The organism is Streptomyces sp. NPDC001606, assembly GCF_053596835.1.
The window spans coordinates 231,741-255,077 of the sequence record NZ_JBSFHC010000008.1 but is presented as its reverse complement, the minus strand read 5'-3'; the positions used below and the strand labels follow the sequence as shown (position 1 = coordinate 255,077).

The window sequence follows — 23,337 nt, the reverse complement described above, 5'->3', positions numbered from 1 at the left end:
GTTGAGAGAGGCACCCCCATCATGAGCAACAACAACCTTACGAATTCTTCCCGCCCGACCCGCCCGGCGATCGCGTGGATCGGCCTCGGCATCATGGGCTCCCCCATGTCCGAGAACCTGATCAAGGCGGGTTACCAGGTCACCGGCTTCACCCTGGAGCAGGACAAGCTGGACCGGCTGGCCGCCGCCGGCGGCACCGCCGCCTCCTCCATCGCCGAGGCCGTGCGCGACGCCGACGTGGTGATCACCATGGTGCCCGCGTCCCCGCAGGTCGAGGCCATCTCCTACGGCCCCGAGGGCATCCTGGAGAACGCGAAGCAGGGCGCCCTGCTGATCGACATGTCCTCGATCACCCCGCAGACCTCCATCGACCTGGCGAAGGCCGCCAAGGACAAGGGCATCCGCGTCCTGGACGCGCCCGTCTCCGGCGGTGAGGCCGGCGCCATCGAAGCCGTGCTGTCGATCATGGTCGGTGGTGAGCAGGCCGACTTCGAGGAGGCCAAGCCGATCTTCGAGGCGCTGGGCAAGACCATCGTGCTGTGCGGCCCGCACGGCTCCGGCCAGACCGTGAAGGCCGCCAACCAGCTGATCGTCGCCGTGAACATCCAGGCGTGCGCCGAGGCCGTGGTCTTCCTGGAGAAGTCGGGCGTGGACCTGAAGGCCGCCCTCGACGTCCTCAACGGCGGTCTGGCCGGCTCGACCGTGCTGACGCGGAAGAAGGACAACTTCCTCAACCGCGACTTCAAGCCGGGCTTCCGCATCGACCTGCACCACAAGGACATGGGCATCGTCACCGACGCCGCCCGCACCGTCGGCGCGACCCTGCCGGTCGGCTCCGTGGTCGCCCAGCTGGTCGCCTCGCTGCGCGCCCAGGGCGACGGCGGGCTGGACCACTCGGCCCTGCTGCGGGCCGTGGAGCGCCTGTCCGGCGCGCAGGTCTGATCCGCCCCACCAGACTTCCGGGTCGCGGCGCTGCTGACACCTGTCCTGTCGCGCCCAGGCGGCGCCGCGGCCCGGAATCACATTCAACAAACTGTTGACGCTCAGATCGCCCCACTTCTAGGCTCCACAAAGCGGAAGAATGTTTCCGCTGCCACCCGCACGGAAGGTCCACGATGTCGAAGCGCGTGCTCACGACAGAGTCCGGCGCACCGGTCGCCGACAACCAGAACTCCGCCTCCGCCGGCGTAGGCGGCCCGCTCCTGATCCAGGACCAGCAGCTCCTGGAGAAGCTCGCGCGCTTCAACCGCGAGCGCATCCCGGAGCGCGTGGTGCACGCCCGTGGCTCCGGCGCGTACGGCCACTTCGAGGTGACCGACGACGTCACCGGGTTCACCCACGCCGACTTCCTGAGCGAGATCGGCAAGCGCACCGAGGTGTTCGTGCGCTTCTCGACGGTCGCCGACTCGCTCGGCGGTGCCGACGCCGTCCGTGACCCGCGCGGCTTCGCGGTGAAGTTCTACACCGAGGAGGGCAACTACGACCTCGTCGGCAACAACACCCCGGTGTTCTTCATCAAGGACCCGATCAAGTTCCCCGACTTCATCCACTCGCAGAAGCGCGACCCGTTCACCGGCCGCCAGGAGCCGGACAACGTCTGGGACTTCTGGGCGCACGCCCCCGAGGCCACGCACCAGATCACCTGGCTGATGGGCGACCGCGGCATCCCGGCGTCGTACCGGCACATGAACGGCTACGGCTCGCACACCTACCAGTGGGCGAACGCGCAGGGCGAGGCCTTCTTCGTCAAGTACCACTTCAAGACCAACCAGGGCATCCGCAGCCTGAGCAGCGAGCAGGCCGCCGAGCTGGCGGGCACGGACCCCAACTCGCACCAGACGGACCTGCTCCAGGCCATCGAGCGCGGGGTGCACCCGTCCTGGACCCTGTACGTCCAGATCATGCCGGCGGACGAGGCGGCGGACTACCGCTTCAACCCGTTCGACCTGACCAAGGTGTGGCCGCACAAGGACTACCCGCTCCAGCGCGTGGGCCGTCTCGTCCTCGACCGCAACCCGGACAACGTCTTCGCCGAGGTCGAGCAGGCCGCGTTCTCCCCGAACAACTTCGTGCCGGGCATCGGCCCCTCGCCCGACAAGATGCTCCAGGGCCGCCTGTTCGCCTACGCGGACGCCCACCGCTACCGCCTCGGTGTCAACCACACCCTGCTGCCGGTCAACTCCCCGAAGGCGGTGCCGGGCGGTGCCAGCAACTACGGCCGCGACGGCTACATGGCGCTGAACCCGCAGGGCCGCCACGCCAAGAACTACGAGCCGAACTCGTACGACGGCCCGGTGGAGACCGGCCGCCCGCTGTCCGCCCCGCTGGCGGTCTCGGGCCACACGGGCACCCACTCCGCGCCCCTGCACACCAAGGACGACGACTTCTACCAGGCGGGTGAGCTGTACCGCCTGATGTCGGCGGAGGAGAAGTCCCGCCTGATCGCCAACATCGCCGGCGGCCTGTCGCAGGTCTCCCGCGACGACGTGATCGAGAAGAACCTGGCCCACTTCCACGCCGCCGACCCCGAGTACGGCAAGCGCGTGGAGGAGGCGGTCCGCGCCCTGCGCGAGGACTGAGACCAGCGCCCCACAGGCAGCGTGCGGGATCTGACGGGAGGTCATGATCTCCGCACGCGGCCCGCGCGGCGCGCCGGACGGCCCGGATGAGGGGTGGCCGTACGGCGCGGAGCGCGGGCAGGGCGAGGACCGCGATGGCGTGCGAGCCAGTGCGGTGGTGAAGGAACCGGGTGCCCTTCTCGACCAGAGGGAAGGGAATCCCCGGCTCCGTCGCAGCCATCGCGGTCCCACCCAGGCCCCTCCCGGGCCCCCAAGACCCCGTCCGGCGGCGCGAACGACCTGTCGCGCCCAGCCTCGCGCCGCCGGACGGCACCCACCCCGAACGCTCCCTACGCCGCTGCGATCCCGCCGGCGAGGGAGCGTTCTGCGTTGTCGAGCAGTTCCCTGCGGGCCCGCGGGCTGGTGGGCCGGCCGGGGTCCGCCGCCTCGATGCCGGTCCTCGGAATGCGTATCGGTGGGGGGCGCCGCAGGCTGAAGGTATGGGTAATCCGACGCAGTATCCGCACATCGTGGTCCACTCGCCCGCCCTCGACGGGTCGCGGCGGGTCACCGAGGGGGACGTGGTGCTGGGGATCGCCTCGCATCTCGACGATGTCGTGGAGATCCTGCGGCTGGCCGATCTGGACCGGATCGAGGTCGAGGAGAGTGATCTCATCGAGTGGCAGGGCGGCGGGCCCGACGACTGGCCGGGGCTGTCGGAGCACGAGGTATAGGAACGCGTAAACCTTGGCGGCACACGCAGGAGGGGCGGCCCGTCGTGCGACGGGCCGCCCCTCCTCGGTGGTACCGCGTGGCGTCAGACCTTCAGCGGCTTGATCGACGTCGGGGCGTGACCGGGCTCGGTGGCCAGGTCCTCGAACTCGGAGATGTCACTGATGTCCATGGTCCTGCTCATGGAGATGTTGGTGATGCGCTCCAGGATCGCCTCGACGACGACCGGCACCTGGTACTCGGCGGCCAGCTTCTTCGCCTGCTCGAAGGCCGCGCCCAGCTGCTCCGGCTCGGTGACCCGGATCGCCTTGCAGCCCAGGCCCTCGGCGACCTTGACGTGGTCCACGCCGTAGACGCCGATCTCCGGAGTGTTGATGTTCTCGAATTCCAGGTTGACCTGGAAGTTGATGTCCAGGCCGATCTGCGCCTGGCGGATCAGGCCCAGGTAGGCGTTGTTCACCAGCACATGGACGTACGGGATCCTGTGCTGGGCGGCGACCGCCAGCTCCTCGATCATGAACTGGAAGTCGTAGTCGCCGGAGAGGGCGACCACCGGGGCCTCCGGGTCGGCCTTGGCGACGCCGATCGCGGCCGGGATGGTCCAGCCCAGCGGGCCGGCCTGGCCGCAGTTGATCCAGTGGCGCGGCTTGTAGACATGCAGCATCTGCGCGCCGGCGATCTGGGAGAGGCCGATGGTGGTGACGTACCGGGTGTCCGGGCCGAAGGCCTTGTTCATCTCCTCGTACACGCGCTGCGGCTTCATCGGCACGTTGTCGAAGTGGGTACGGCGCAGCAGCGTCGCCTTGCGCTCCTGGGTGGAGGCCACCCACGCGGAGCGGTCGGGGAGCCTGCCCGCGGCCTTCAGTTCCTTCGCGACCTCGATGAACAGCTCCAGCGCGGCCTTGGCGTCGGAGACGACCCCGTAGTCCGGCGGGAAGATCTTGCCGATCTGGGTGGGCTCGATGTCGACGTGCACGAACTTCCGCTCGCCGCGGTAGACGTCGAGCTTGTAGCCGGTGTGCCGGTTGGCCCAGCGGTTGCCGATGCCGAGGACGCAGTCCGACTCCAGGAAGGTGGCGTTGCCGTAGCGGTGCGAGGTCTGGACACCGACCATGCCGGCGTTCAGCTCGTGGTCGTCGGGCAGCGCGCCCCAGCCCATCAGGGTCGGGATGACCGGGGTCTGGGTCAGCTCGGCGAACTCGACCAGGAGGTCGGCCGCGTCGGCGCCGATGACGCCACCGCCGGCCACGATGACCGGGCGCTCCGACTCCAGAAGAAAGGTGATCGCCTTCTCGATCTGGGCGCGGGTCGCGGCCGGCTTGTAGACCGGCAGCGGCTCGTACGTCTCCGGGTCGAACTCGATCTCGGTGAGCTGGACGTCGATCGGCAGGTCGATGAGGACCGGGCCGGGACGGCCGGAGCGCATCAGGTGGAAGGCCTGCTGGAAGACGCCGGGGACCTGGGCGGCCTCCAGGACGGTGACCGCCATCTTCGTGACCGGCTTGGCGATCGACGCGATGTCGACGGCCTGGAAGTCCTCCTTGTGGATCACGCTGGTGGGCGCCTGGCCCGTGATGCACAGGATCGGGATGGAGTCACCGATGGCCGAGTACAGACCGGTGATCATGTCGGTGCCGGCCGGGCCGGAGGTACCGATGCAGACGCCGATGTTGCCCGGCGTGGTGCGGGTGTAGCCCTCGGCCATGTGCGAGGCACCCTCGACATGGCGGGCGAGGGTGTGGTGGATGCCGCCGCCCTCCTTGAGGGCCTTGTAGAACGGGTTGATCGCCGCGCCCGGCACACCGAAGGCGTCGGTGACGCCCTCGCGCTTGAGGATCTCAACTGCCGCGCGGGCAGCGGTCATACGGGCCATCGAGTACTCCTGCTTCGGCTGTCGGATGCGTACTCCCGTCGCGCCCCGCGGTGAGCACAGTCTCCAGAGTCGACCACTTCCGCTTCATTTTCACGATGCGGAAAGTAATTTCTACTATCTGGAAGCAATGTAGGAGGCGTGGGCGGACGGCGTCAAGGGCGTTCCACCGCCGGGGAGACCCGCAGGACAGGGGAAGTGCCGGACAACAGGGGTGCGGCAGGAGGACGATGGGAGCGTCCCTGTGTGCCGCCGGGGGAGTGGGTGGGCCATGCCCGAGTGCGTACCGGTGCGCTGCCCGGTCTGCCGGCGCGAGCACCTCTACGCCGCGCCGTCCTATCCGTGTGTCTGCGGCGCCCCCACCGCCCCGCGCCTGGACCCCACCGGGCAGCCGGCCGTGGCCGAGCACCGCGCCTGGGAGGACGAGTGGCTCACCGTGCCGTGCGCGGCCTGCGGGCACCCGGGCCAGTGGCCGCACCCGGAGCTGGGCTGCCCGTGCGGCACGGTGCTGCGCATTCCGGTCGCCGGTGCGGCCGCCGCCCCCGCCCCGCCCCCGGAACCGGAGCGCCCCGCGCCCCGGCTCCCCTTCCAGCCCCGGCCCGTGCGCACCGCCCGGGACGCGGTCACCACCGCCGCGCTCTATCTGCGCTGGCTCGGCTACCGGGACATCCGTCGCGCCGACCAGCGGCCGCCGCACGGCATCGGGCTCGCCGCCCGCGGACTGCTCGCCCAGGTGGACCCGACCGTACGGCCCGCCGCGCCGCGGGACGTGGAGTGCCTGTGGCTGACCGCGATGACCGAGTCCGCGGGCTGTGTGTACTTCTCCCTGGCCGGCTACACCGACGCCGCGCGGGCGCGCGCGGGCGGCCTCGGGATACCGCTGTTCGTCCTGGACCTCGCGGGTGTGCCGCAGCCGGTGAACGACCCGGCCGAGGCGCTGCACACCGAGGGCGCGCCGGAGCCGCAGACGCGCACGAGGGACGGACACCGCTGAGCGGCACCCGTCCCTCGTCCCCGCACGCCGGGCTCAGTCCCGGTAGGTCTCGCGCAGCTCCACCTTGCGCACCTTCCCGGACACCGTCATCGGGAAGGAGTCGAGGATCCGCAGCCGGCTGGGGATCTTGTAGTGGGCGAGCCGGCCCTGGCAGAAGGCGTGCAGCTCCTCCAGGGTGAGCGGGTCGGCCGCGTCCTGCGGGATGACACAGGCGAGCACCTCCTCGCCGTACTTCTCGTCCGGTACGCCGACGACCTGGACGTCCCTGATCTTCGGATGGGCGTAGAGGAACTCCTCGATCTCGCGCGGGTAGATGTTCTCGCCGCCCCGGATGATCATGTCCTTGATCCGGCCGACGATCTCCACATAGCCGTTCTCGCGCATCGTCGCGAGGTCCCCGGTGTGCATCCAGCGGCCCGCGTCGATCGCCTCGGCGGTCTTCCCCGGCTCGTCCCAGTAGCCGAGCATCACGCTGTAGCCGCGGGTGCACAGCTCGCCCGCGGTGCCGCGGGGCTGGGTCACCCCGGTCGCCGGGTCGACGATCTTGACCTCCAGGTGCGGCAGCACCCGGCCGACGGTGGCGGTGCGGTGCTCCAGGTCGTCCTCGATCCGGGTCTGCAACGACACCGGCGAGGTCTCGGTCATGCCGTAGCAGATGGAGACCTGCTCCATGTGCATCTCGGCGACCACCCGCTTCATCACCTCCACCGGGCAGGGCGAGCCCGCCATGATCCCGGTGCGCAGCGAGGAGAGGTCGTACGACGCGAAGTCGGGGAGGTTCAGTTCGGCGATGAACATGGTGGGGACGCCGTACAGGGACGTACAGCGCTCCCGCTGCACCGCCTCCAGGGTGGCCTTCGGGTCGAAGGAGGGGGCCGGGACGACGATGCAGGCGCCGTGCGAGGTGGCCGCGAGGTTTCCCATCACCATGCCGAAGCAGTGGTAGAAGGGGACCGGGAGACAGACCCGGTCCTGCTCGGTGTAGGCGATCAACTCCCCCACGAAGTAGCCGTTGTTGAGGATGTTGTGGTGGGAGAGGGTGGCACCCTTGGGGAAGCCGGTGGTGCCCGAGGTGTACTGGATGTTGATGGGGTCGTCGCAGGACAGCTCCGGGTAGCGGGCCTCCTGCGTGGCCCGCGCGAGCAGCGCCGGCCAGCTCCGGTCACCGATGTGGACGACCTCGCGCAGCTGCGGGCAGCGGCCCCGGACCTCGTCGACCATCGCCCGGTAGTCGCTGGTCTTGTGGCTGAGCGAGGCGAACAGCAGGGAGATCCCGGCCTGGTTCAGGACGTACTCGACCTCGTGGGTGCGGTAGGCCGGGTTGATGTTCACCATGATCGCGCCGATGCGGGCGGTGGCGTACTGGACCAGGACCCACTCGGCGCAGTTGACCGCCCAGATGCCCACCCGGTCGCCCTTGGCGACGCCGGAGGCGAGCAGCGCCCGCGCCAGCTCGTCGACGTCGGCGCCGAACCGCGCATAGGTCCAGCGCCGTCCCGTGGCCACCTCGACCAGTGCCTCGCGGTCCGGCCATCTCTCCACGGCCCGGTCGAGGTTGGCGCCGATGGTGTCTCCCAGCAGGGCGGTGCTGCCGGTGCCGTGCGTGTACGACAGCTGAGTGGTCACCGGAAGTCCTCCTCGCGGTACTCGTCCGCCGAGCCCGCGGCGGTGGCCTCGCGCAGCTCGATGCGGCGGATCTTGCCGGAGACGGTCTTGGGCAGCGCGCCGAACTCCAGCCGGCGGATGCGCTTGTAGGGGGCGAGCACCTCGCGGGAGTGCTCGAAGAGGACCTTGGCGGTGTCGGCGCCGGGCTGCCAGCCCTCCGCGAGCACGACGTACGCCTTCGGCACGGCGAGGCGCAGCTCGTCCGGCGCGGGCACGACGGCCGCCTCGGCCACCGCCGGGTGCTCCAGCAGGGCGCTCTCCAGCTCGAAGGGGCTGATCTTGTAGTCGGAGGCCTTGAAGACGTCGTCCGCGCGGCCGACGTAGGTCAGATAGCCGTCCTCGTCGCGGGAGGCGATGTCGCCGGTGCGGTAGTAGCCGCCCGCCATCGCCTCCGCCGTACGGTCCGGGTCGCCGTGGTAGCCGGCCATCAGGCCGACCGGGCGCTCGGAGAGGTCGAGGGCCAGTTCGCCCTCGGTGGCGCCGGGGGCGCCGGAGACCGGGTCGAGGAGTTCGACGCGGAAGCCGGGGCTCGGGCGGCCCATGGAGCCGGTCTTCAGCACCTGGCCGGGGCTGTTGGAGACCTGCACGGCGGTCTCGGTCTGCCCGAAGCCGTCCCGGATCGTCACCCCCCAGCCGCGCCGGACCTGCTCGATCACCTCGGGGTTGAGCGGTTCGCCGGCCGCCACCGCCTCGCGGGGCGGGGTGCGCAGCTGGCCGAGGTCGGCCTGGATGAGCATCCGCCAGACGGTCGGCGGGGCACAGAAGGTGGTGACACCGGCCCGGTCCATCTCGGCCATCAGACGGGTCGCGTCGAACCGTGTGTAGTTGAAGACGAAGACGGTCGCCTCGGCGTTCCACGGCGCGAACAGGTTGGACCAGGCGTGCTTGGCCCAGCCGGGCGAGGAGATGTTCAGGTGCACGTCGCCCGGTTTCAGGCCGATCCAGTACATGGTGGACAGGTGCCCGACCGGGTACGAGGTGTGGGTGTGCTCGACCAGCTTGGGGCGGGCGGTCGTACCGGAGGTGAAGTAGAGCATCAGCGGGTCGTCGGCCAGGGTGGGGCCGTCGGGGACGAAGTCGGCCGGGGCGGTGTAGGCGTCCTCGTACGGCTGCCAGCCGTACTCGGGGGAGCCGCCGACCGCGATCCGGGTGTAACCGCCGGGCACCTCGGCGAACTTGGCGGTGTCCTCCGTCCGTACGATCACATGCTTCACCCGGCCCCGGTCCACCCGGTCGCGCAGGTCGGCCGGGCCGAGCAGCGGGGTGGCCGGGATGACCACGGCGCGCAGCTTCATCGCGGCCAGCGCGGTCTCCCACAGCTCGGCCTGGTTGCCGAGCATGACCAGGATGCGGTCCTCGGCGGCGACGCCCTGCTCGCGCAGCCACCGGGCGACCCGGTTGGAGCGCTCGGACAGCTCGGCGAAGGAGAGCCGGGTCTCGGTGCCGTCCTCCTCGACGAGGTGCAGGGCGGTCCGGTCGTTGCCGGCGGCGATCGCGTCGAACCAGTCCAGCGCCCAGTTGAAGTGCCCGAGCCGGGGCCAGGTGAAGCCCTGGTAGGCGGTGGCGTAGTCCTCTCTGTGCGTCAGGAGAAAGTCCCTGGCGGTGCGGAACGACTCGGTCGCCGTGCTCATGCGTGATTCTCCTTGCTCTTCCGGACCATTGCCGGGCGGCTCTCTGGCATCGTCTAATCCGTGATGCAGGTCTCACTACCCCCGAACGGGGGTGTGGGAAGCCGAAGGAGCGACACAGGTGACGGCAGACGCGGCGGGGGCAGTGGAGATAGGCGGTGCGCTGGCCCGGCTGCGGCGGGCCACGGGGCTTCCGGTCGCCTTCGGCGGGCTGGTGGAGCCGGGCCGGCCGCAGATCCGGATCAGCGAGCTGAGCGGCACCACCACGGCCGCGCTGCGCTCGCTCGCGGTGATCTCCGGCAGCGGGCTCGGCGGCAAGGCGGTGGCGCTGGCCCGGCCGTGCGCGGTGACCGACTACCCCAGCTCCCGGCAGATCAGCCATGAGTACGACGCCAAGGTGGCGGCCGAGGGCATCCGCTCGGTGGTCGCGGTGCCGGTCGTGGTGCGGCGCCGGGTGCGCGGGGTGCTGTACGGCGCGCTGCGCTCGGCCCGGCCGCTCGGCGACCGGGCGCTGGACGCGGCGGTGGCGGCGGCGCGGGACGTGGAGCAGGCGCTGGTGGTGCGGGACGAGGCGGAGGCGCTGCTGACGGCGGCCCGGCCGGGGGCCGGCGGTCCGGCGCACGCCGCCGCCCTGGAGCAGGTACGGGAGGCGCACGCGGCGCTGCGGGCGCTGGCGCCCCGGATAGCCGACCCGGAGCTGCGGGCGGAACTGCTGGCCGCCTGCGGGCTGCTGGCGGCGCCGCGCCCGGCCGGTGCGCCGAGCCTTGCGCCGCGCGAGCTGGACGTGCTGACCTGGGTGGCGGCCGGGGCGACCAACGCGGCGGTGGCCGAACGGCTCGGTCTGGGTACGGAGACGGTCAAGGGATATCTGCGCTCGGCGATGCGGAAGCTGGGCGCGCACACCCGGGGGGAGGCGGTGACCGCGGCCCGGCGGGCGGGACTGCTGCCCTAGCCGCAGGCTCCTGAGGAAACGCTTTCATTCATGCCGAGACGCTTTGAATTTCCCTATGCCTGACCGGTTGTTATTTCCCTCACCACGGCTTCCGTCCGAATTTCAGGGATCGTTGCCTAGAATTTGGCCCGAACACGACACACGAGGGGAGCGGTGAAGTGCGACGGGACTTCCAGGAGCCTGCCAGGTGCCGCTCCGACCTGGTCATCGGCCGCGAAGAGCTGTTCGCGGGCGCCCGTGCGCAGCTCGCCTCCGGCGGCAGTGTGCTGCTCCACGGCCCGGCCGGAATAGGGAAATCGACCATTCTGCGGGCATTGACCGAGGAATACGCCGCGACCGCGCACACCGTCTTGCGCTGCTCGGCCACGGAGTCCGAATCCCACCTTCCCTTCCTGGCCCTGGCCGACCTGCTCGGCCTGGTCCTCGACGAGGTGTCGCCGCGGCTGCCCGCCGCTCAGCGCACCGCCCTGGAGTCGGCGCTCACCGGCCGCGGTGAGTCCAGCCTCCAGCGCGACGGCCTCGCGCTGCGCCTCGCGGTCCTCTCCGCGCTGCGGGCGCTCGCCACCGCGGGCCCGGTGCTGGTCGTCGCCGACGACCTCCAGTGGCTGGACCCGGCCAGCGCCGAACTGCTCGGCTTCGCCGCCCGGCGGCTCGGCGGCACCCCGGTGCAACTGCTGTGCGCGGTACGCACCGAGGGCCAGGAGAACCAGGAGTACGACCGTCATCTGCGCGCCTGCCCGCCGGACACCCTCGGGGTCCGGCTGGGCCCGCTCTCCCACGTCCAGGTGGCCCGGCTGCTGGACCACCGCGGCCACGGCGGGCTGCCCCGCTCCACGGTCCGCGAGATCCACCGCACCAGCGGCGGCAACCCGCTGTTCGCGCTGGAACTCGGCCGCGCCCTCGCCGAGCGGCCCACCCCGCCCCGGCCGGGCGAGCCGCTGCCCGTGCCCACCAGCCTGCGCGCCCTGGTGCTCAGCCGGCTGGACATGCTCTCCGTCGAGGCCCGCCGCACCCTGCTGGTGGCCAGCGCCGGCGCCCGCCCCACGATGGCCCTGCTGCACGCGGCCGGCCGGGAGAACGCCGAGGCGGAGTGCGCCCAGGCCGCCGAACTCGGGCTGCTGGCCACCGAGCCCGACGCCCCCGCCGTACGGTTCGCGCACCCCCTGATCTCCGCCGCGCTGTACGCGGAGGCCCCGGCCCATGAGCGCCGGGCCGTGCACACGGCGCTGTCCACCGCCGCCTCCGACCCGATCGAACGCGCCCGGCACCTGGCGCTGGCGGCCACCGGCGCCGACCCCGAGGCGGCCGCCCGGCTCGCCGAGGCCGCCGCGCTCGCCCGGGACCGCGGGGCCCCGTCGGTCGCCGCCCAGCTGGGGCTGCTCGCCGCCCGGCACACCCCCGCCGACGCCGCGCCCGGCCAGGCCGAGCGCCGGCTCCAGGCCGCAGAGGACGCGATCACCGCCGGCGAGCTGGACCTCGCCCGGGACATCGCCCGGGAGGTGCTGAGCCGGACGGCGGTGCCCGCCGACCGGGTGCGCGCCTGGATGATCGTCATCGACAGCGCCGGGCACACCATGGCCGAGGTCGACGCGGTCTTCCCGCAGGCGCTCGCCGACGCCGGCGACGACCCGCGGCTGCTCGCCCTGGTCCACTACCAGCTGGCCTGGCGGGCGCTGATCGTGGCCGGCGACTTCACCGAGGCCCGGCACGCCGCCGCGCACGCCGCCGAGCTGGCGGCGCGCGGCGGCGACCGGCGCACCGAACTGCTGTCGCTCGCCTTCCAGGCCCAGACCGAGACCCTGATGGGCCACCCGGACGCGCCCCGCACCATCAGACGCGCCCTGACGGAGCCCCAGGACCCACGGGTCGCCTGGCACCACAACGGCGCGGGCAGCGCCCGGTTCCGCTGGCTGGTCATGAGCGACCAGCTGACCGAGGCCCGGGCGACGGTCACCGCGCTGCTGCGCGAGGTACGGCGGCGCGGCTCGGTGGAGAGCGAGGTGCACTTCCTGCGCGGGCTCGCCGAGACCGAGCTGCGCGCCGGGCACTGCGGGCGCGCCCTGGAGCTGGCCCGGGAGAGTCTGCGGCTGGCCCGGGACTCCGGGATCGGGGAGACCGCCTCGGCGATGCTGACCTCGCTGGCGGAGGCGTCCGGCGGCGATGTGGACCGGGCGCTGGCCCTGGCCCGGGAGGCGGTGGCGCACGCCGAGGGGGACGGCGACCAGATGTACCTCTCGCGGGCCCTGGGCGCGCTCGGGTACGCCCAGCTGGTCGCCGGGGACCCGGCAGGCACCGTCCGCTCGCTGCGCCGGGTGCGCCGGCTGGAGCTGGGGCTCGGCATCACCGACCCGGCGCGCGGCCGCTGGCAGGGCGATCTGGCGGAGGCACTGGTCCGGATCGGTGAACCCGCGGAGGCGCAGGACGTCATCGACGCGAGCCGGGAGCACGCGCTGCGGCTCGGCCGGGAGAGTGTCCTCGCCGTACTCGACCGCGCCGAGGCCCTGGTGCGCGCCGCACAGGGCGACACGGAGGCCGCCGTCGCCCAGCTGACCTCCGCTCAGGACCGGCTCGGCAAGCTCGGCTACGGCCTGGAGGAGGCCCGCGCCGCGTTCGCGCTGGCCCGGCTGCGCGGCCGGCGCACCGGTCCTGCCGGATACGACGAGGCGACCCGGATGTTCCGCCGCTGCCGGGCGCTGCCCTGGCTGCGCCAGGTGGACGAGGCGCTGAGCGCCCCCGAGCCGGAGCCGGAGCCGGTGCCGGCCGCACCGGGCCCGCTGGACGCGCTGGCGGTGCTGGCCGCGATGGAACGCCAGGTCGCGGCGCTGGTCATGGAGGGCGCCACCAACCGGGAGATCGCCGCGCGGCTGTTCATCAGCGTGAAGACGGTGGAGGCGACCCTGACCCGGGTCTACCGCAAGCTGGGGATCCGATCGCGGGTCGACATCGTCCGATTGGCGGCGGGTCGGCGCGCGCCCTGAGCTGAGCCCTTGTTAACTGAACCGGACCGAGGGTTTTCCCTCACCCAACCCCCTAGGGGGTTCCCTCATTGGGAGCCAAGGGTGCCGGGTCCTAGCGTAAGGGGCGTGCCGCTCGCCCGGGCATACGGGGGTCGGTCCCGCGACCCCCGTGTACAACCCCCACACCCGCGCGAACCCCCACCGGTGCAACCCCCACTGAGGAGACTCATGTTCGGGCTCACACGTGCCAGAAAGACCGCCGCGACCCTGGTGGCGACGGCCGCCGCCGCGGCGACCGCGCTGCTCGCCTCCCCCACGGCGAGTGCCGCCCCGCAGCCCATCGTCGGCGGTACGACCACCACCACCGCGGCGTATCCGTTCGTCATGCAGATCACGGACGCCTCCGGGAACCAGTTCTGCGGCGGCACCCTGGTGTCCGCCACCAAGGTGGTGACCGCCGCGCACTGCATGGCCGGCGAGTCCCCCAGCAGTGTCCGTGTGGTCGGCGGCCGTACCTATCTGAACGGCACCGACGGCACGGTGAGCAGGGTCAGCAAGATCTGGGTCAACCCGGACTACACGGACGCCACCAACGGCAACGACGTGGCCGTCCTGACCCTGTCGACGTCGATGCCGTACACCCCGGTGTCGTACGTCTCCTCGTCCCAGACGAGTGTGTACGCGGCCGGCACCACGGCCCGGATCCTCGGCTGGGGCACCACCTCGGAGAACGGCAGCTCCTCCAACCAGCTGCGGACCGCGACCGTACCGATCGTGGCCGACTCCAGCTGCCGTAGCTCCTACGGTTCGGACTTCGTCCAGTCCGACATGGTGTGTGCCGGATACTCCTCCGGCGGCGTAGACACCTGCCAGGGCGACAGCGGCGGTCCCCTGCTCATCGGGGGCGTCCTGGCAGGGATCACTTCATGGGGCGAGGGGTGCGCGGAGGCGGGTTACCCGGGTGTCTACACCCGGCTGACCACCTTCTCGGACCTCGTGACCGCGCAGGTCCACTCGTAACCCGGAAGAAGGACACCTGAGCCACACACCCTCAGGTAGATGCCAGGGGGGCGTTGCGGGCCACCACGAGCGGCCCGCAACGCCCCCCTCTCCACCTGCCGGCTACTTGTCGGCGGTGAGCTTCCCGGCGGCGCCCCAGCTCTCCGCCGGCACCTCGTGGATCCACACCTGCACGGTCTCGGCGGGGATCTTGTACGCGTCGACGAAGGCGTCCGTGACCCGCTGGACCAGGTCCCGCTTCAGCTCGACATCGCGCGGACCCTGCTGGACGGTGACGATCGGCATGACCGAACTCCCTTGAGTGACGTTGCCCTTCCGGTGCACCAAGTTCACCGCGGGGCGCGTCCCGGACCAAGAAGCACTCCGCGACCGCAGCGATCATCCTTCGTGATCGTCGCAGGCCAGCAGCAGTTTCTTCAGGTGCGGGGTGGGGTCGGTCACCGGCACCGCCATGCTCGTGGACAGGGCCAGTCCCGGGGCGCGGAAGGGGACGTAGGCCACCCGGGGCGTGTGCAGCACGCGCGCGTGGGAGGCGTAGACGACCGTCCACAGGGGCCGGGCCCCTATGGTGGCCAGCGTGTCCTGGAGGGAGCGGTTGGCCGGCCCCGGTACGGGCTCGAACCCGGCCGCATGGCAGGCCCCGACGACCAGGTCGACCAGGGCCGGGTTGACGCGGCGCGGAACCAGGGCGAGGGGCAGGTCGGCCAGGTCGGCGAGGTCGATCTCGGCCCGTGCGGCCAGCGGGTGCGCGGCGGGCAGGGCGGCCACCAGCGGGTCCGGCCACAACGGCAGCACCCGCACCCCGGGCGGGGGTTCGGCGGCCCGGACGAACGCCGCGTCCAGCCGGCCGTCCGCGACCCTGGCCAGCCGTTCGGCGACGGGCAGCGAGAACAGGTCCACGGCCACGTCCGGCGCCCGCTCGGCGAACCCGGCGAGCACCCGGTCCAGATGGGTGCCGAGCCCGGTGCTGGTGCCGAGCCGCAGCCCGGCCGGCGCCGCCACGGCAGCCCGGGCCTTCTCCGCCGCCGCGAGCACCGTCCGCGCCTCGGGCAGCAGCCGCTCCCCCGCTTCCGTCAGCCGCACCCGGCGCGGCGAGCGGTCGAACAGCGCGGCACCCAGCTCCCGCTCCAGCCGCTGTATCTGCTGGCTGACCGCCGACTGCACGATGTGCAGCTTCTCGGCGGCCCGCCCGAAGTGCAACTCCTCGGCGACGGCGACGAAATAGCTGAGCTGGCGCAGTTCCATGCGCCCGACTGTAGAGGGCCGCCGGGCCGGCCGGGACGGCACGAGCCCGGCTCACCTCTCATGCGTGCTCGGGCGGGTTGATCCGCGAGGTGTCGATCGCGGAGGCGGAGGTGCCCCACTTGGCGAGGATCCGGGCGTAGGTGCCGTCCTTGATCAGCTCGTTGACGGCGGCCTGGAAGGCCTTGGTGAGCGGGGAGCCCTTTCGGAAGGCGAAGCCGACGTCGAGTCGGTGGTACTCGCCGAGGAAGGTGGTCTGTGCGGCGGGCTGCGCCGCCTGGTAGCGCAGGCCGTTGATGGTCGACATGATCACGTCGATGCGGCCCTGCTGGAGTGCGGTGAGGGTCGCCGCGTTCTCCGAGTACACCTTCACGTCGTACGGCTTCTTGCCCGCCTTCGCGCACACGCCCTTCTGCGCGGTGAGGGTCGCCTCGAAGGTGGTGCCGGCCCCGGTGCCGATGGTCAGCCCGCACAGCTGGGTGAGGTCGGTGACCTTCTTCCTGAGCGCGGTGCTGCCCTTCTTCACCGCGAAGCCCTGGCCGTCGTTGATGTAGGTGACGAAGTCGACGCTCTTCAGGCGTGCGGTGGTGACGCCGAAGTTGCCGGTGCCGACGTCGTACTTGCCGCTGCCGAGCGCGGGCAGGATCGTCTCGAAGGAGGCGTCCTGGCGCAGCAGCCTGACGCCGAGCACCTTGGCGACCGCGTCGGCGAGGTCGATGTCCTGGCCGGCGGGGGCCTTGTCCGGGCCGTTCGGGTAGTACGCCCCGGGCGGGTAGCCGACCGCGCTGCCGACCCGCAGCGTGCCCGCCTTGCGGACGCTCGCCGGCAGCAGGGCGGCCACGGAGTCCACCGTGTGCACGGCGGCGACCGGGTCGTCGGTCGGCGCGGGAGGGGCCTGGGCACCCACCGCCGCCGTGCCACCGGAGCCGGTGCCGCAGGCGGTCAGCGTCAGGAGCGGCAGCAGAGCGAGGGCGGCCGCGGTGCGCAGGCGGGTTCCGATCACGCGAGCCAGTGAGGTCATTCGGCCACCGCCGTGAGGGTGCGCGTCCCCCGGGCGGTCCGCTCGGCGTCGCGCTTGGCGACCTCCTCGCGGACGATCGGGATGACGTAGCGGCCGAAGTCGATGGCGTCGTCCAGCAGGTCGTAACCGCGGGCGGAGAGGATGTCCACGCCGAGGTCGTAGTAGTCCAGCAGGGCCTGGGCGACCGTTTCCGGGGTGCCGACCAGGGCGTTGGAGTTGCCCGCGCCCCCTGTGGCGGCGGCGGTGGCGGTCCACAGGGCCCGGTCGTAGCGCTCGCCCTCCTCGGCGATGGCGATCAGCCGCTGCGAGCCGGTGTTCTCCGGCGTTCCGCCGGGGCGGCGCCGCCCCAGGCCCGCCCCGCGCCGCTCCCGGATGGCACCGACCGTGCGGTGCGCCTTCTCCCAGGCCAGTTCCTCGGTCGGGGCGATGATCGGCCGGAACGCCACCTGGATGCGCGGCACGTCGCTGCGGCCCGCGGCCCGCGCGGCGGCCTTGACCTGCTCGATCTGCTCGGCGGTCCGCGCCAGCGGCTCGCCCCACAGGCAGTAGATGTCCGCCTCGGCGCCCCCGGCGGCGTACGCGGCGGGTGACGAGCCGCCGAACGAGACCTTCGGGCGGGGCTGCTGCACGGGGAAGACGTCGCTGACGAAGTCGTGGAAGCGGTAGTGCTCGCCCTCGTGGTCGAAGGGCTCGTGGCTGGTCCAGATCTTCTTGACGATCCGGATGTACTCGCGGGTGCGGGCGTAGCGCTCGTCCTTGGTGAGCGTGTCGCCCTCCCGGCCCTGCTCGTGGTCGTTGCCGCCGGTGATGAAGTGCACGGTCAGCCGGCCCTCGCTGATCCGGTCGAGGGTGGCGAAGGTCTTCGCGGCGAAGGTCGGGTACGAGACGTTCGGGCGGTGGGCTAGCAGGATCTGGAGCCGGTCGAGCCGGCTCGCGATGTACGCGGCGGCCGGCGCCGGGTCCGGCGATCCGGAACCGTAGGCGAACAGCACCCGGTCCCAGCCGTGCTCCTCGTGCGCACGGGCGAGCCGGAGCGTGTACTCCTTGTCGAAGGCGGCGCCGGAGCGCGGGGTGGTCTCGGAGCCGTCGTTGGTGGCGGCGATGCCGAGGAACTCCACGGGCATGGAAGATGGCCTTTCCTCAGGTCCTTGGCGAACGTGCAGGGGTGCCGTGTTCCGGCCGGCACGCGGGTACGGCGGGACAGCCCTCCCGGCGGCCGGGTGTGACGGCGCGGCGCGGAGCGCTGGGACACGGGGTGAAGTGAAGTGATGACGCCGGGGCGGGCGGGATGGCGGCAGAGGTGTCGACGCGTCCGGGCGACGGTGCCACGCGCAGGAGGACTCGGCCCGCGACGGGGTGACCGAGGGAGGGAAGGGCCGGTCAGACGGCCCGCTGCCGCATCAGGCGCAACACGCTGCGGACCACACCCGACCGAAGTCGATGTGGTCACGGGTGACCAGACGTTGATCGGCATCCATGCGATTAATTGAGCAGTACATCTGGCGTTCCGTCAACCATGTCCCGCCTGGCGGACCGGAGTTGAGCGGCCTCCGTGTGGTTGACACATCCGCACAGCGGGACCCTACGATCGGGGCCGGACCGGCTCCGCCGTGCGCGGCAGCCGGCACCGGCCGCGTTGAGGGACGCGGCGAGCGTGATGACGCCGGAACCGGGCCGACCTCCCCTGCCCCCGCGCCGTGTCCGCGCGGATTTCCGTGAACGTGTGTGCCGCCGGGTGGTCACCCGTGCCCGCACGTCCCTCCCCCCTGGAGAACCCCTGATGGTTTCGCCGTCCGACACCGACTCCTCCCGCCTCCCGGTTTCCGTCCCGCCCGTGGAAGGCCCGCAGACCCCCGGCCCCGGCGCCCCCGAGGATCTGCCGCGCATCGTGCCGCGCCGGCACTTCGGCCGTCTGCTGACCGGCGGCGCCGCGCTGCTGGTGTTCGCCATGGTGGTCGGCTCCGTGGTCCGCAACCGCGCCTTCCAGTGGGACGTGGTCGGCGCGTACTTCACCACCGGCGCCGTCCTCGACGGGCTGCTGCTCACGCTCTGGCTGACCGGTGTGGTCACGGTGCTCGGCTTTCTGCTCGGCACCTTCCTGGCCGTGATGCGGCTGTCCGCCAACCCGGTGCTGCGCGCGCTGAGCTGGGGCTATGTGTGGATCTTCCGGTCCACCCCGCTGCTGGTGCAGCTGCTGTTCTGGTTCAACATCGGGGCCCTGTACCCGACGCTCGGCCTCGGCTTCCCGTTCGGGCCCCAGTTCGTCACCGTCAAGACGGTCAACCTGCTCGGCCCCACCCTCACCGCCGTCATCGGGCTGACCCTGCACGAGGCCGCGTACGCCGCCGAGGCGGTACGCGGCGGCATCCTCTCGGTGGACGCCGGCCAGACGGAGGCGGCCCAGGCCCTCGGCATCGGCCGACTGCGCACCCTGCGCCGGATCGTCGTCCCGCAGGCGATGCGCTCCATCGTCCCGACCGCGGGCAACATGCTGATCGGCACCTTGAAGGGCACCAGCATCGTCAGCGTGCTGGCCGTGCACGACCTGCTGTACTCGGTGCAGTTGGTCTACAACCAGACGTACCAGGTCATCCCGCTGCTGCTGGTCGCCACCCTCTGGTACATCGCCGTGACCTCCCTGCTGAGCGCGGGCCAGTTCTACGTGGAGCGGTACTACGCCCGCGGCTCCGCCCGGTGACCGGCCCCGCGGCGTAATCTTTCCTACATTCCCTATCGAATTACTGGGGAATCATTGACGGCCTCCCCGGAAGGTGCGCAGGATGGTGCGCATGTCCCACACGCAGCAACGACTCGTTCGTCGTCGGCATGTCGACTTTGGTCACGTCGTCAGCGCCGCCTGCTGTCGCGCGTAGCGCACGCGCCCGACACCCCGCGTGCCACACGGTTCCTTCTCCTGACGCACCGTTCGAAGGACGACCGCATGACCACGGCACTGCCCCACCCTTCCGGCCCCTCGGCCGTTCAGCTCCCCGACACCCGCCGCCTCCGCCTCGTCGGCGACTTCCCGCCGGGCGGCATCTCCCCGCAGGACGATGACGAGGCGAACGGTTCCCCTCGCCTCGTCGGCTATCTCGTGCTGGTGCCCGAGGGCACCGATCCCGCCCGGCTCTTCGCCAAGGGTGTGACCCCGCCGGAGATCCGGCCGGTCGCCTACCCGGAGCCGCCTCCCGCGCCACCGGCCGGAGACGGTGTCGTCCGCATCGATCCGGCGCGCCGTGCCGCGGAGGTGGACGGCCGCGAACTCGACCTGACGTACCTGGAGTTCGGGCTGCTGTCCCATCTCGTACGGCAGCCCCACCAGGTGCACACCCGCGAGCAGTTGATGGCCGGCATCTGGGGCTACGACCACATCGGGGACGGCCGCACGGTGGACGTCCACATCGCGCGCCTGCGCCGCAAGCTGGGCGCCGCTCACCGGCACCGGATCGTCACCGTACGACGCGTGGGCTACAAGTACGTGCCCGACCGGCAGGAGAGCGCCGACACCGCGCCCTGCCTTCGACCGTGAGGAGACCATGACCATGGGCGTTGCCACGGCGCCGTGCGCACCCGACGCGGAGTCCGGGCGGACCGGGCCCGGCCGTGCGCACTGGCTGCGCGTGGCCCGCGAGACCGCGGACGACCTGGCCACGGACGCGGTGGTCCGGGAGCAGGCGGGCAAGACCCCGTTCGACGAGGTCTCCCGCCTGCGCGAGGCCGGGCTGCTGACGCTCCTCGCCCCGGCCGAACACGCGGGCGGCGGCGCGGACTGGCCCACCGCCTACGCCGTGGTCCGCGAGATCGCCGCGGCCGACGGCGCGATCGGTCAACTGCTCGGCTGTCACTACTTCCTGTCGTGGTGCGCGCCGTTCTTCGCGCAGGCCGACCTCGCCGACCGGGTCGAGCGGCAGTCCGCGGCGGAGCAGTGGTGCTGGGGCGGTGGCTTCGCCCGTCAGGAATCCCCGCTGACGCTGTCCAGGAAGGGCGGCGGCCAGGTGCTCGACGGCCGGCAGAGCTACGCCACCGGGGTACTGGTCGCCGACCGTCTCGCCGTGCGGGCCGTGCGGGCCGACACCGGCGAGCCGCTCGCCGTCGTCGTCGACCCTGCCCGGCCCGGCGTGCGGATCGACGCCGACCCCGACGCCTTCGGCCAGCGGCTCGCGGCCGGCGGGAGTGTCGAGTTCGACGCCGTACCGGTCGCCGCCGACGACATCCTCGGCTCCCTGTCCGCGGACGAGGACGTCCTGTCGCCGCTGGCCGCCCTGGCGTCCCCGGTCGCGCGCCTGCTCTCCGTCCAGCTCCGTGTCGGCATGGCCGAGGGCGTCCTCGCCGAGGCCCGGGAGTACAGCCGGGCGGGCCACTCGCCCTGGCCGGCCGGCTGGGCCCAGGACCCGCACGCGCTGGCCGTCTACGGCGAACTCACCGTCCTCACCCGGTCCGCGTCCGCCCTCGCCGACCAGGCGCTGGACGCCGTGCACAGCGGGCTGGGGCGCGGCGCGGACCTGACCTACGACGAGTCCGCGGAGATCTCGGTCCTGGTGGCGCTGGCCGAGGCCGCCGCCTCCCGGGCCGCCCAGGAGTCCACCGCCCGCGCCCTCGACATCGTCGGCGTCCGCTCCGCCTCCTCGGGACTGGGCTTCGACCGCTTCTGGCGCAATGCCCGGACCCACACCCTGTACGAACCCGTCGCCCACCGGATCCGCGAGGTCGGTGACTATTTCCTCAACGGCGGACACCCTCCGTTCGCCCTGCCCATCTGATCGCGGCTCGTCACCTCCGTACGGCCCCGGCCTGCGGTGACGGCCGGAGCCGTACGGAATAATGGACACATGCGGATCTCAGCCAGAGCGGACTACGCGGTACGTGCCGCGCTCCAGCTCGCCGCGTCGCGGGACGACGGTCCGATGAAGGCCGAGGCCATCGCCGACGCCCAGGACATCCCGCACAAGTTCCTCGAGAGCATCCTGAACGACATGCGCCGGGGCGGCCTCGTCATCAGCCAGCGCGGCGGCAACGGCGGCTACCGGCTGGCCAGGCCCGCCGAGTCGATCAGCATCGCCGATGTCATCCGGGTCGTGGACGGACCGCTGGTCTCGGTGCGGGGGGTCCGGCCGCCGGAGCTGTCCTACAGCGGTCCCGCCGAGTCGCTGCTCCTGCTGTGGATCGCGCTGCGGTCCAATGTGCGCGAGATCCTCGACGGTGTGTCCCTGGCCGATGTCGCCTCCGCCCGGCTGCCCACCGAGGTGTCCGCGCTGACCGATGCCCCGGGGGCGTGGGGAAACCCCTGACACGCTGAGCCGTTCCCACCCTCGTCCCGAGTAGCGAGATGAGGTCGTCCAGCATGCGAACACCCTCTTGGGATGGGCGCCGGCTTCTGCCACGATCCCCACCAGCCAGGTAGGAAAGCTAGGGATGTGGGGGTGGCCATGGGAGCGCTCAGCTGCGCGGACCGGGTGCTGCCCGTGCTGACCTCGCGTCGTCATATCGACTTCGGCCGTACGTCGACGTCCCTCTGTCGGCCGGTCTGAGACCTCAGCACGCCGTTGCACACCTCTTCGACCGCCCTTCCTTTCCTGAGAGGACACCTCTGTGTCTGCCGCAAGACCGCACGCCACCCTGCGCACCCTCGCCGCCGTCGCCGCTCTCCCCCTCCTGCTGACCGCCTGCGGGTACGGATCCCACTCCACCGACGACGGGAAGAAGACCGCGGTCCCGGCGGGCGCCAAGAAGCTCTCCGCCGACGAGGTGAAGATCGGCTACTTCCCCAACCTCACGCACGCCACCGCCCTCGTGGGCGTCCAGGAGGGCCTGTTCCAGAAGGAACTCGGCGGCACCACCATCAAGACGTCCACCTTCAACGCGGGCCCCTCCGAGATCGAGGCGCTGAACGCCGGCTCCATCGACATCGGCTGGATCGGCCCCTCCCCGGCGATCAACGGCTACACCAAGTCGGCCGGCAAGAACCTGCGCATCATCGGCGGTTCCGCCTCCGGCGGCGTCAAGCTCGTCGTCAACCCGAAGAAGATCACGTCCCTGAAGGACGTCAAGGGCAAGAAGATCGCCACCCCGCAGCTCGGCAACACCCAGGACGTGGCGTTCCTCAACTGGATCTCCGACCAGGGCTGGAAGGTCGACGCGCAGAGCGGCCAGGGTGACGTCTCCGTCGTCCGCACCGACAACAAGATCACCCCGGACGCCTACAAGTCCGGCTCCATCGACGGCGCCTGGGTGCCGGAGCCGACCGCGTCCAAGCTGGTCGCCGAGGGCGGCAAGGTGCTGCTGGACGAGGCGTCGCTGTGGCCGGACAAGAAGTTCGTGATCACGAACATCGTCGTACGCCAGAGCTTCCTGAAGGAGCACCCGGACGTCGTCCAGGCCGTGCTGCGCGGCTCGGTGAAGACCAACGAGTGGATCAACGCCAACCCGGACAAGGCCAAGGCATCCGCCAACGCGGCGCTGAAGGAGCTGTCGGGCAAGGCGCTGCCGGCCAAGGTCATCGACCCGGCCTGGAAGTCCGTCACCTTCCTCGACGACCCGCTGGCCGCCACCCTCAGCACCGAGGCGCAGCACGCGGTGAAGGCCGGCCTGCTGGACAAGCCCGACCTGAAGGGCATCTACGACCTCCGTCCGCTGAACCAGGTCCTCAAGGCCGAGGGCAAGAAGGAGGTCGACGACGCCGGTCTCGGCGTCGGATGACG

At 71.7% G+C, this 23,337-nt stretch carries 19 protein-coding genes; 12 read left to right on the top strand and 7 right to left on the bottom strand.

What is annotated here, in order from left to right; all coding sequences use genetic code 11:
• The first annotated feature begins 21 nt into the window (after positions 1-21).
• The 3 genes from ACWCV9_RS17810 (at position 22) to ACWCV9_RS17800 (ending at position 3,292) form a co-directional block, all read left to right on the top strand.
• A complete protein-coding gene (locus ACWCV9_RS17810) occupies positions 22-942 on the top strand; it encodes a 2-hydroxy-3-oxopropionate reductase (protein ID WP_450787651.1) in 921 nt (306 codons plus the stop codon).
• A gap of 173 nt (positions 943-1,115) precedes the next feature.
• On the top strand, positions 1,116-2,579 hold the full coding sequence (locus ACWCV9_RS17805; RefSeq protein WP_450787649.1) for a catalase: 1,464 nt from the start codon (positions 1,116-1,118) through the stop codon (positions 2,577-2,579).
• Positions 2,580-3,058: 479 nt separating this feature from the next.
• Positions 3,059-3,292 (top strand): hypothetical protein, encoded by a 234-nt coding sequence (locus ACWCV9_RS17800; RefSeq protein ID WP_450787647.1) that lies wholly within the window; start codon positions 3,059-3,061, stop codon positions 3,290-3,292.
• 83 nt (positions 3,293-3,375) lie between these two features.
• Here ACWCV9_RS17800 and gcl read toward each other — a convergent pair whose 3' ends face one another.
• On the bottom strand, positions 3,376-5,163 hold the full coding sequence (gene gcl, locus ACWCV9_RS17795) for a glyoxylate carboligase (protein WP_450787646.1): 1,788 nt from the start codon (positions 5,161-5,163) through the stop codon (positions 3,376-3,378).
• Between the two features lie 268 nt (positions 5,164-5,431).
• Here gcl and ACWCV9_RS17790 point away from each other — a divergent pair, with 268 nt between their 5' ends.
• A complete protein-coding gene (locus ACWCV9_RS17790) occupies positions 5,432-6,154 on the top strand; it encodes a hypothetical protein (RefSeq protein ID WP_450787644.1) in 723 nt (240 codons plus the stop codon).
• 33 nt (positions 6,155-6,187) lie between these two features.
• Here the strand turns inward: ACWCV9_RS17790 and ACWCV9_RS17785 are convergent, their stop codons facing one another.
• On the bottom strand, positions 6,188-7,780 hold the full coding sequence (locus ACWCV9_RS17785; protein WP_450787643.1) for an AMP-binding protein: 1,593 nt from the start codon (positions 7,778-7,780) through the stop codon (positions 6,188-6,190).
• Complete coding sequence (locus ACWCV9_RS17780; protein WP_450787642.1) at positions 7,777-9,450, bottom strand: AMP-binding protein; 1,674 nt, start codon at positions 9,448-9,450, stop codon at positions 7,777-7,779. Before ACWCV9_RS17780 ends, ACWCV9_RS17785 begins: the two co-directional genes overlap by 4 nt.
• A 118-nt stretch (positions 9,451-9,568) precedes the next feature.
• Here ACWCV9_RS17780 and ACWCV9_RS17775 point away from each other — a divergent pair, with 118 nt between their 5' ends.
• The 3 genes from ACWCV9_RS17775 (at position 9,569) to ACWCV9_RS17765 (ending at position 14,376) form a co-directional block, all read left to right on the top strand.
• The gene (locus ACWCV9_RS17775) at positions 9,569-10,399 is read left to right on the top strand and encodes a helix-turn-helix transcriptional regulator (RefSeq protein WP_385840787.1); all 831 of its coding nucleotides are present in this window, start codon (positions 9,569-9,571) and stop codon (positions 10,397-10,399) included.
• 158 nt (positions 10,400-10,557) lie between these two features.
• The gene (locus ACWCV9_RS17770; RefSeq protein ID WP_450787641.1) at positions 10,558-13,377 is read left to right on the top strand and encodes an ATP-binding protein; all 2,820 of its coding nucleotides are present in this window, start codon (positions 10,558-10,560) and stop codon (positions 13,375-13,377) included.
• A 207-nt stretch (positions 13,378-13,584) separates the two neighbouring features.
• Positions 13,585-14,376, top strand: a complete 792-nt coding sequence (locus ACWCV9_RS17765; protein ID WP_385840785.1) for a S1 family peptidase — start codon at positions 13,585-13,587, stop codon at positions 14,374-14,376.
• Between the two features lie 102 nt (positions 14,377-14,478).
• Here the strand turns inward: ACWCV9_RS17765 and dmpI are convergent, their stop codons facing one another.
• The 4 genes from dmpI to ACWCV9_RS17745 all read right to left on the bottom strand — a co-directional run bounded on the left by dmpI (position 14,479) and on the right by ACWCV9_RS17745 (position 17,763).
• Positions 14,479-14,661, bottom strand: coding sequence for a 4-oxalocrotonate tautomerase DmpI (gene dmpI, locus ACWCV9_RS17760; RefSeq protein WP_450787640.1), 183 nt, complete (start codon positions 14,659-14,661; stop codon positions 14,479-14,481).
• A gap of 93 nt (positions 14,662-14,754) precedes the next feature.
• Positions 14,755-15,621, bottom strand: a complete 867-nt coding sequence (locus tag ACWCV9_RS17755) for a LysR substrate-binding domain-containing protein (protein ID WP_450787639.1) — start codon at positions 15,619-15,621, stop codon at positions 14,755-14,757.
• 58 nt (positions 15,622-15,679) lie between these two features.
• Entirely contained in the window at positions 15,680-16,639 is a 960-nt protein-coding gene (locus ACWCV9_RS17750) for an ABC transporter substrate-binding protein (RefSeq protein ID WP_450787638.1), read from the bottom strand.
• Complete coding sequence (locus ACWCV9_RS17745; protein WP_450787637.1) at positions 16,636-17,763, bottom strand: LLM class flavin-dependent oxidoreductase; 1,128 nt, start codon at positions 17,761-17,763, stop codon at positions 16,636-16,638. The genes ACWCV9_RS17750 and ACWCV9_RS17745 overlap by 4 nt, the downstream gene beginning before the upstream one ends.
• Before the next feature lie 656 nt (positions 17,764-18,419).
• Here ACWCV9_RS17745 and ACWCV9_RS17740 point away from each other — a divergent pair.
• The 5 genes from ACWCV9_RS17740 (at position 18,420) to ACWCV9_RS17720 (ending at position 23,335) form a co-directional block, all read left to right on the top strand.
• On the top strand, positions 18,420-19,337 hold the full coding sequence (locus ACWCV9_RS17740; RefSeq protein ID WP_450787635.1) for an amino acid ABC transporter permease: 918 nt from the start codon (positions 18,420-18,422) through the stop codon (positions 19,335-19,337).
• A 243-nt stretch (positions 19,338-19,580) separates the two neighbouring features.
• Positions 19,581-20,168, top strand: coding sequence for a winged helix-turn-helix domain-containing protein (locus ACWCV9_RS17735; protein WP_450787634.1), 588 nt, complete (start codon positions 19,581-19,583; stop codon positions 20,166-20,168).
• 13 nt (positions 20,169-20,181) lie between these two features.
• Positions 20,182-21,399, top strand: a complete 1,218-nt coding sequence (locus ACWCV9_RS17730) for an acyl-CoA dehydrogenase family protein (RefSeq protein WP_450787705.1) — start codon at positions 20,182-20,184, stop codon at positions 21,397-21,399.
• 69 nt (positions 21,400-21,468) lie between these two features.
• Complete coding sequence (locus ACWCV9_RS17725; protein WP_385840777.1) at positions 21,469-21,927, top strand: RrF2 family transcriptional regulator; 459 nt, start codon at positions 21,469-21,471, stop codon at positions 21,925-21,927.
• A 301-nt stretch (positions 21,928-22,228) separates the two neighbouring features.
• Positions 22,229-23,335, top strand: a complete 1,107-nt coding sequence (locus ACWCV9_RS17720) for an aliphatic sulfonate ABC transporter substrate-binding protein (protein ID WP_450787632.1) — start codon at positions 22,229-22,231, stop codon at positions 23,333-23,335.
• The last annotated feature ends 2 nt before the right edge of the window (positions 23,336-23,337 follow it).

Coding starts and splice junctions, on each gene's coding strand:
- ACWCV9_RS17750 (WP_450787638.1), bottom strand. CDS start 16,639: ATGACCTCACTGGCTCGCGTGATCGGAACCCGCCTGCGCACCGCGGCC.
- ACWCV9_RS17740 (WP_450787635.1), top strand. CDS start 18,420: ATGGTTTCGCCGTCCGACACCGACTCCTCCCGCCTCCCGGTTTCCGTC.
- ACWCV9_RS17790 (WP_450787644.1), top strand. CDS start 5,432: ATGCCCGAGTGCGTACCGGTGCGCTGCCCGGTCTGCCGGCGCGAGCAC.
- ACWCV9_RS17765 (WP_385840785.1), top strand. CDS start 13,585: ATGTTCGGGCTCACACGTGCCAGAAAGACCGCCGCGACCCTGGTGGCG.
- ACWCV9_RS17800 (WP_450787647.1), top strand. CDS start 3,059: ATGGGTAATCCGACGCAGTATCCGCACATCGTGGTCCACTCGCCCGCC.
- ACWCV9_RS17735 (WP_450787634.1), top strand. CDS start 19,581: ATGACCACGGCACTGCCCCACCCTTCCGGCCCCTCGGCCGTTCAGCTC.
- dmpI (WP_450787640.1), bottom strand. CDS start 14,661: ATGCCGATCGTCACCGTCCAGCAGGGTCCGCGCGATGTCGAGCTGAAG.
- gcl (WP_450787646.1), bottom strand. CDS start 5,163: ATGGCCCGTATGACCGCTGCCCGCGCGGCAGTTGAGATCCTCAAGCGC.
- ACWCV9_RS17745 (WP_450787637.1), bottom strand. CDS start 17,763: ATGCCCGTGGAGTTCCTCGGCATCGCCGCCACCAACGACGGCTCCGAG.
- ACWCV9_RS17725 (WP_385840777.1), top strand. CDS start 21,469: ATGCGGATCTCAGCCAGAGCGGACTACGCGGTACGTGCCGCGCTCCAG.
- ACWCV9_RS17755 (WP_450787639.1), bottom strand. CDS start 15,621: ATGGAACTGCGCCAGCTCAGCTATTTCGTCGCCGTCGCCGAGGAGTTG.
- ACWCV9_RS17805 (WP_450787649.1), top strand. CDS start 1,116: ATGTCGAAGCGCGTGCTCACGACAGAGTCCGGCGCACCGGTCGCCGAC.
- ACWCV9_RS17810 (WP_450787651.1), top strand. CDS start 22: ATGAGCAACAACAACCTTACGAATTCTTCCCGCCCGACCCGCCCGGCG.
- ACWCV9_RS17780 (WP_450787642.1), bottom strand. CDS start 9,450: ATGAGCACGGCGACCGAGTCGTTCCGCACCGCCAGGGACTTTCTCCTG.
- ACWCV9_RS17730 (WP_450787705.1), top strand. CDS start 20,182: ATGGGCGTTGCCACGGCGCCGTGCGCACCCGACGCGGAGTCCGGGCGG.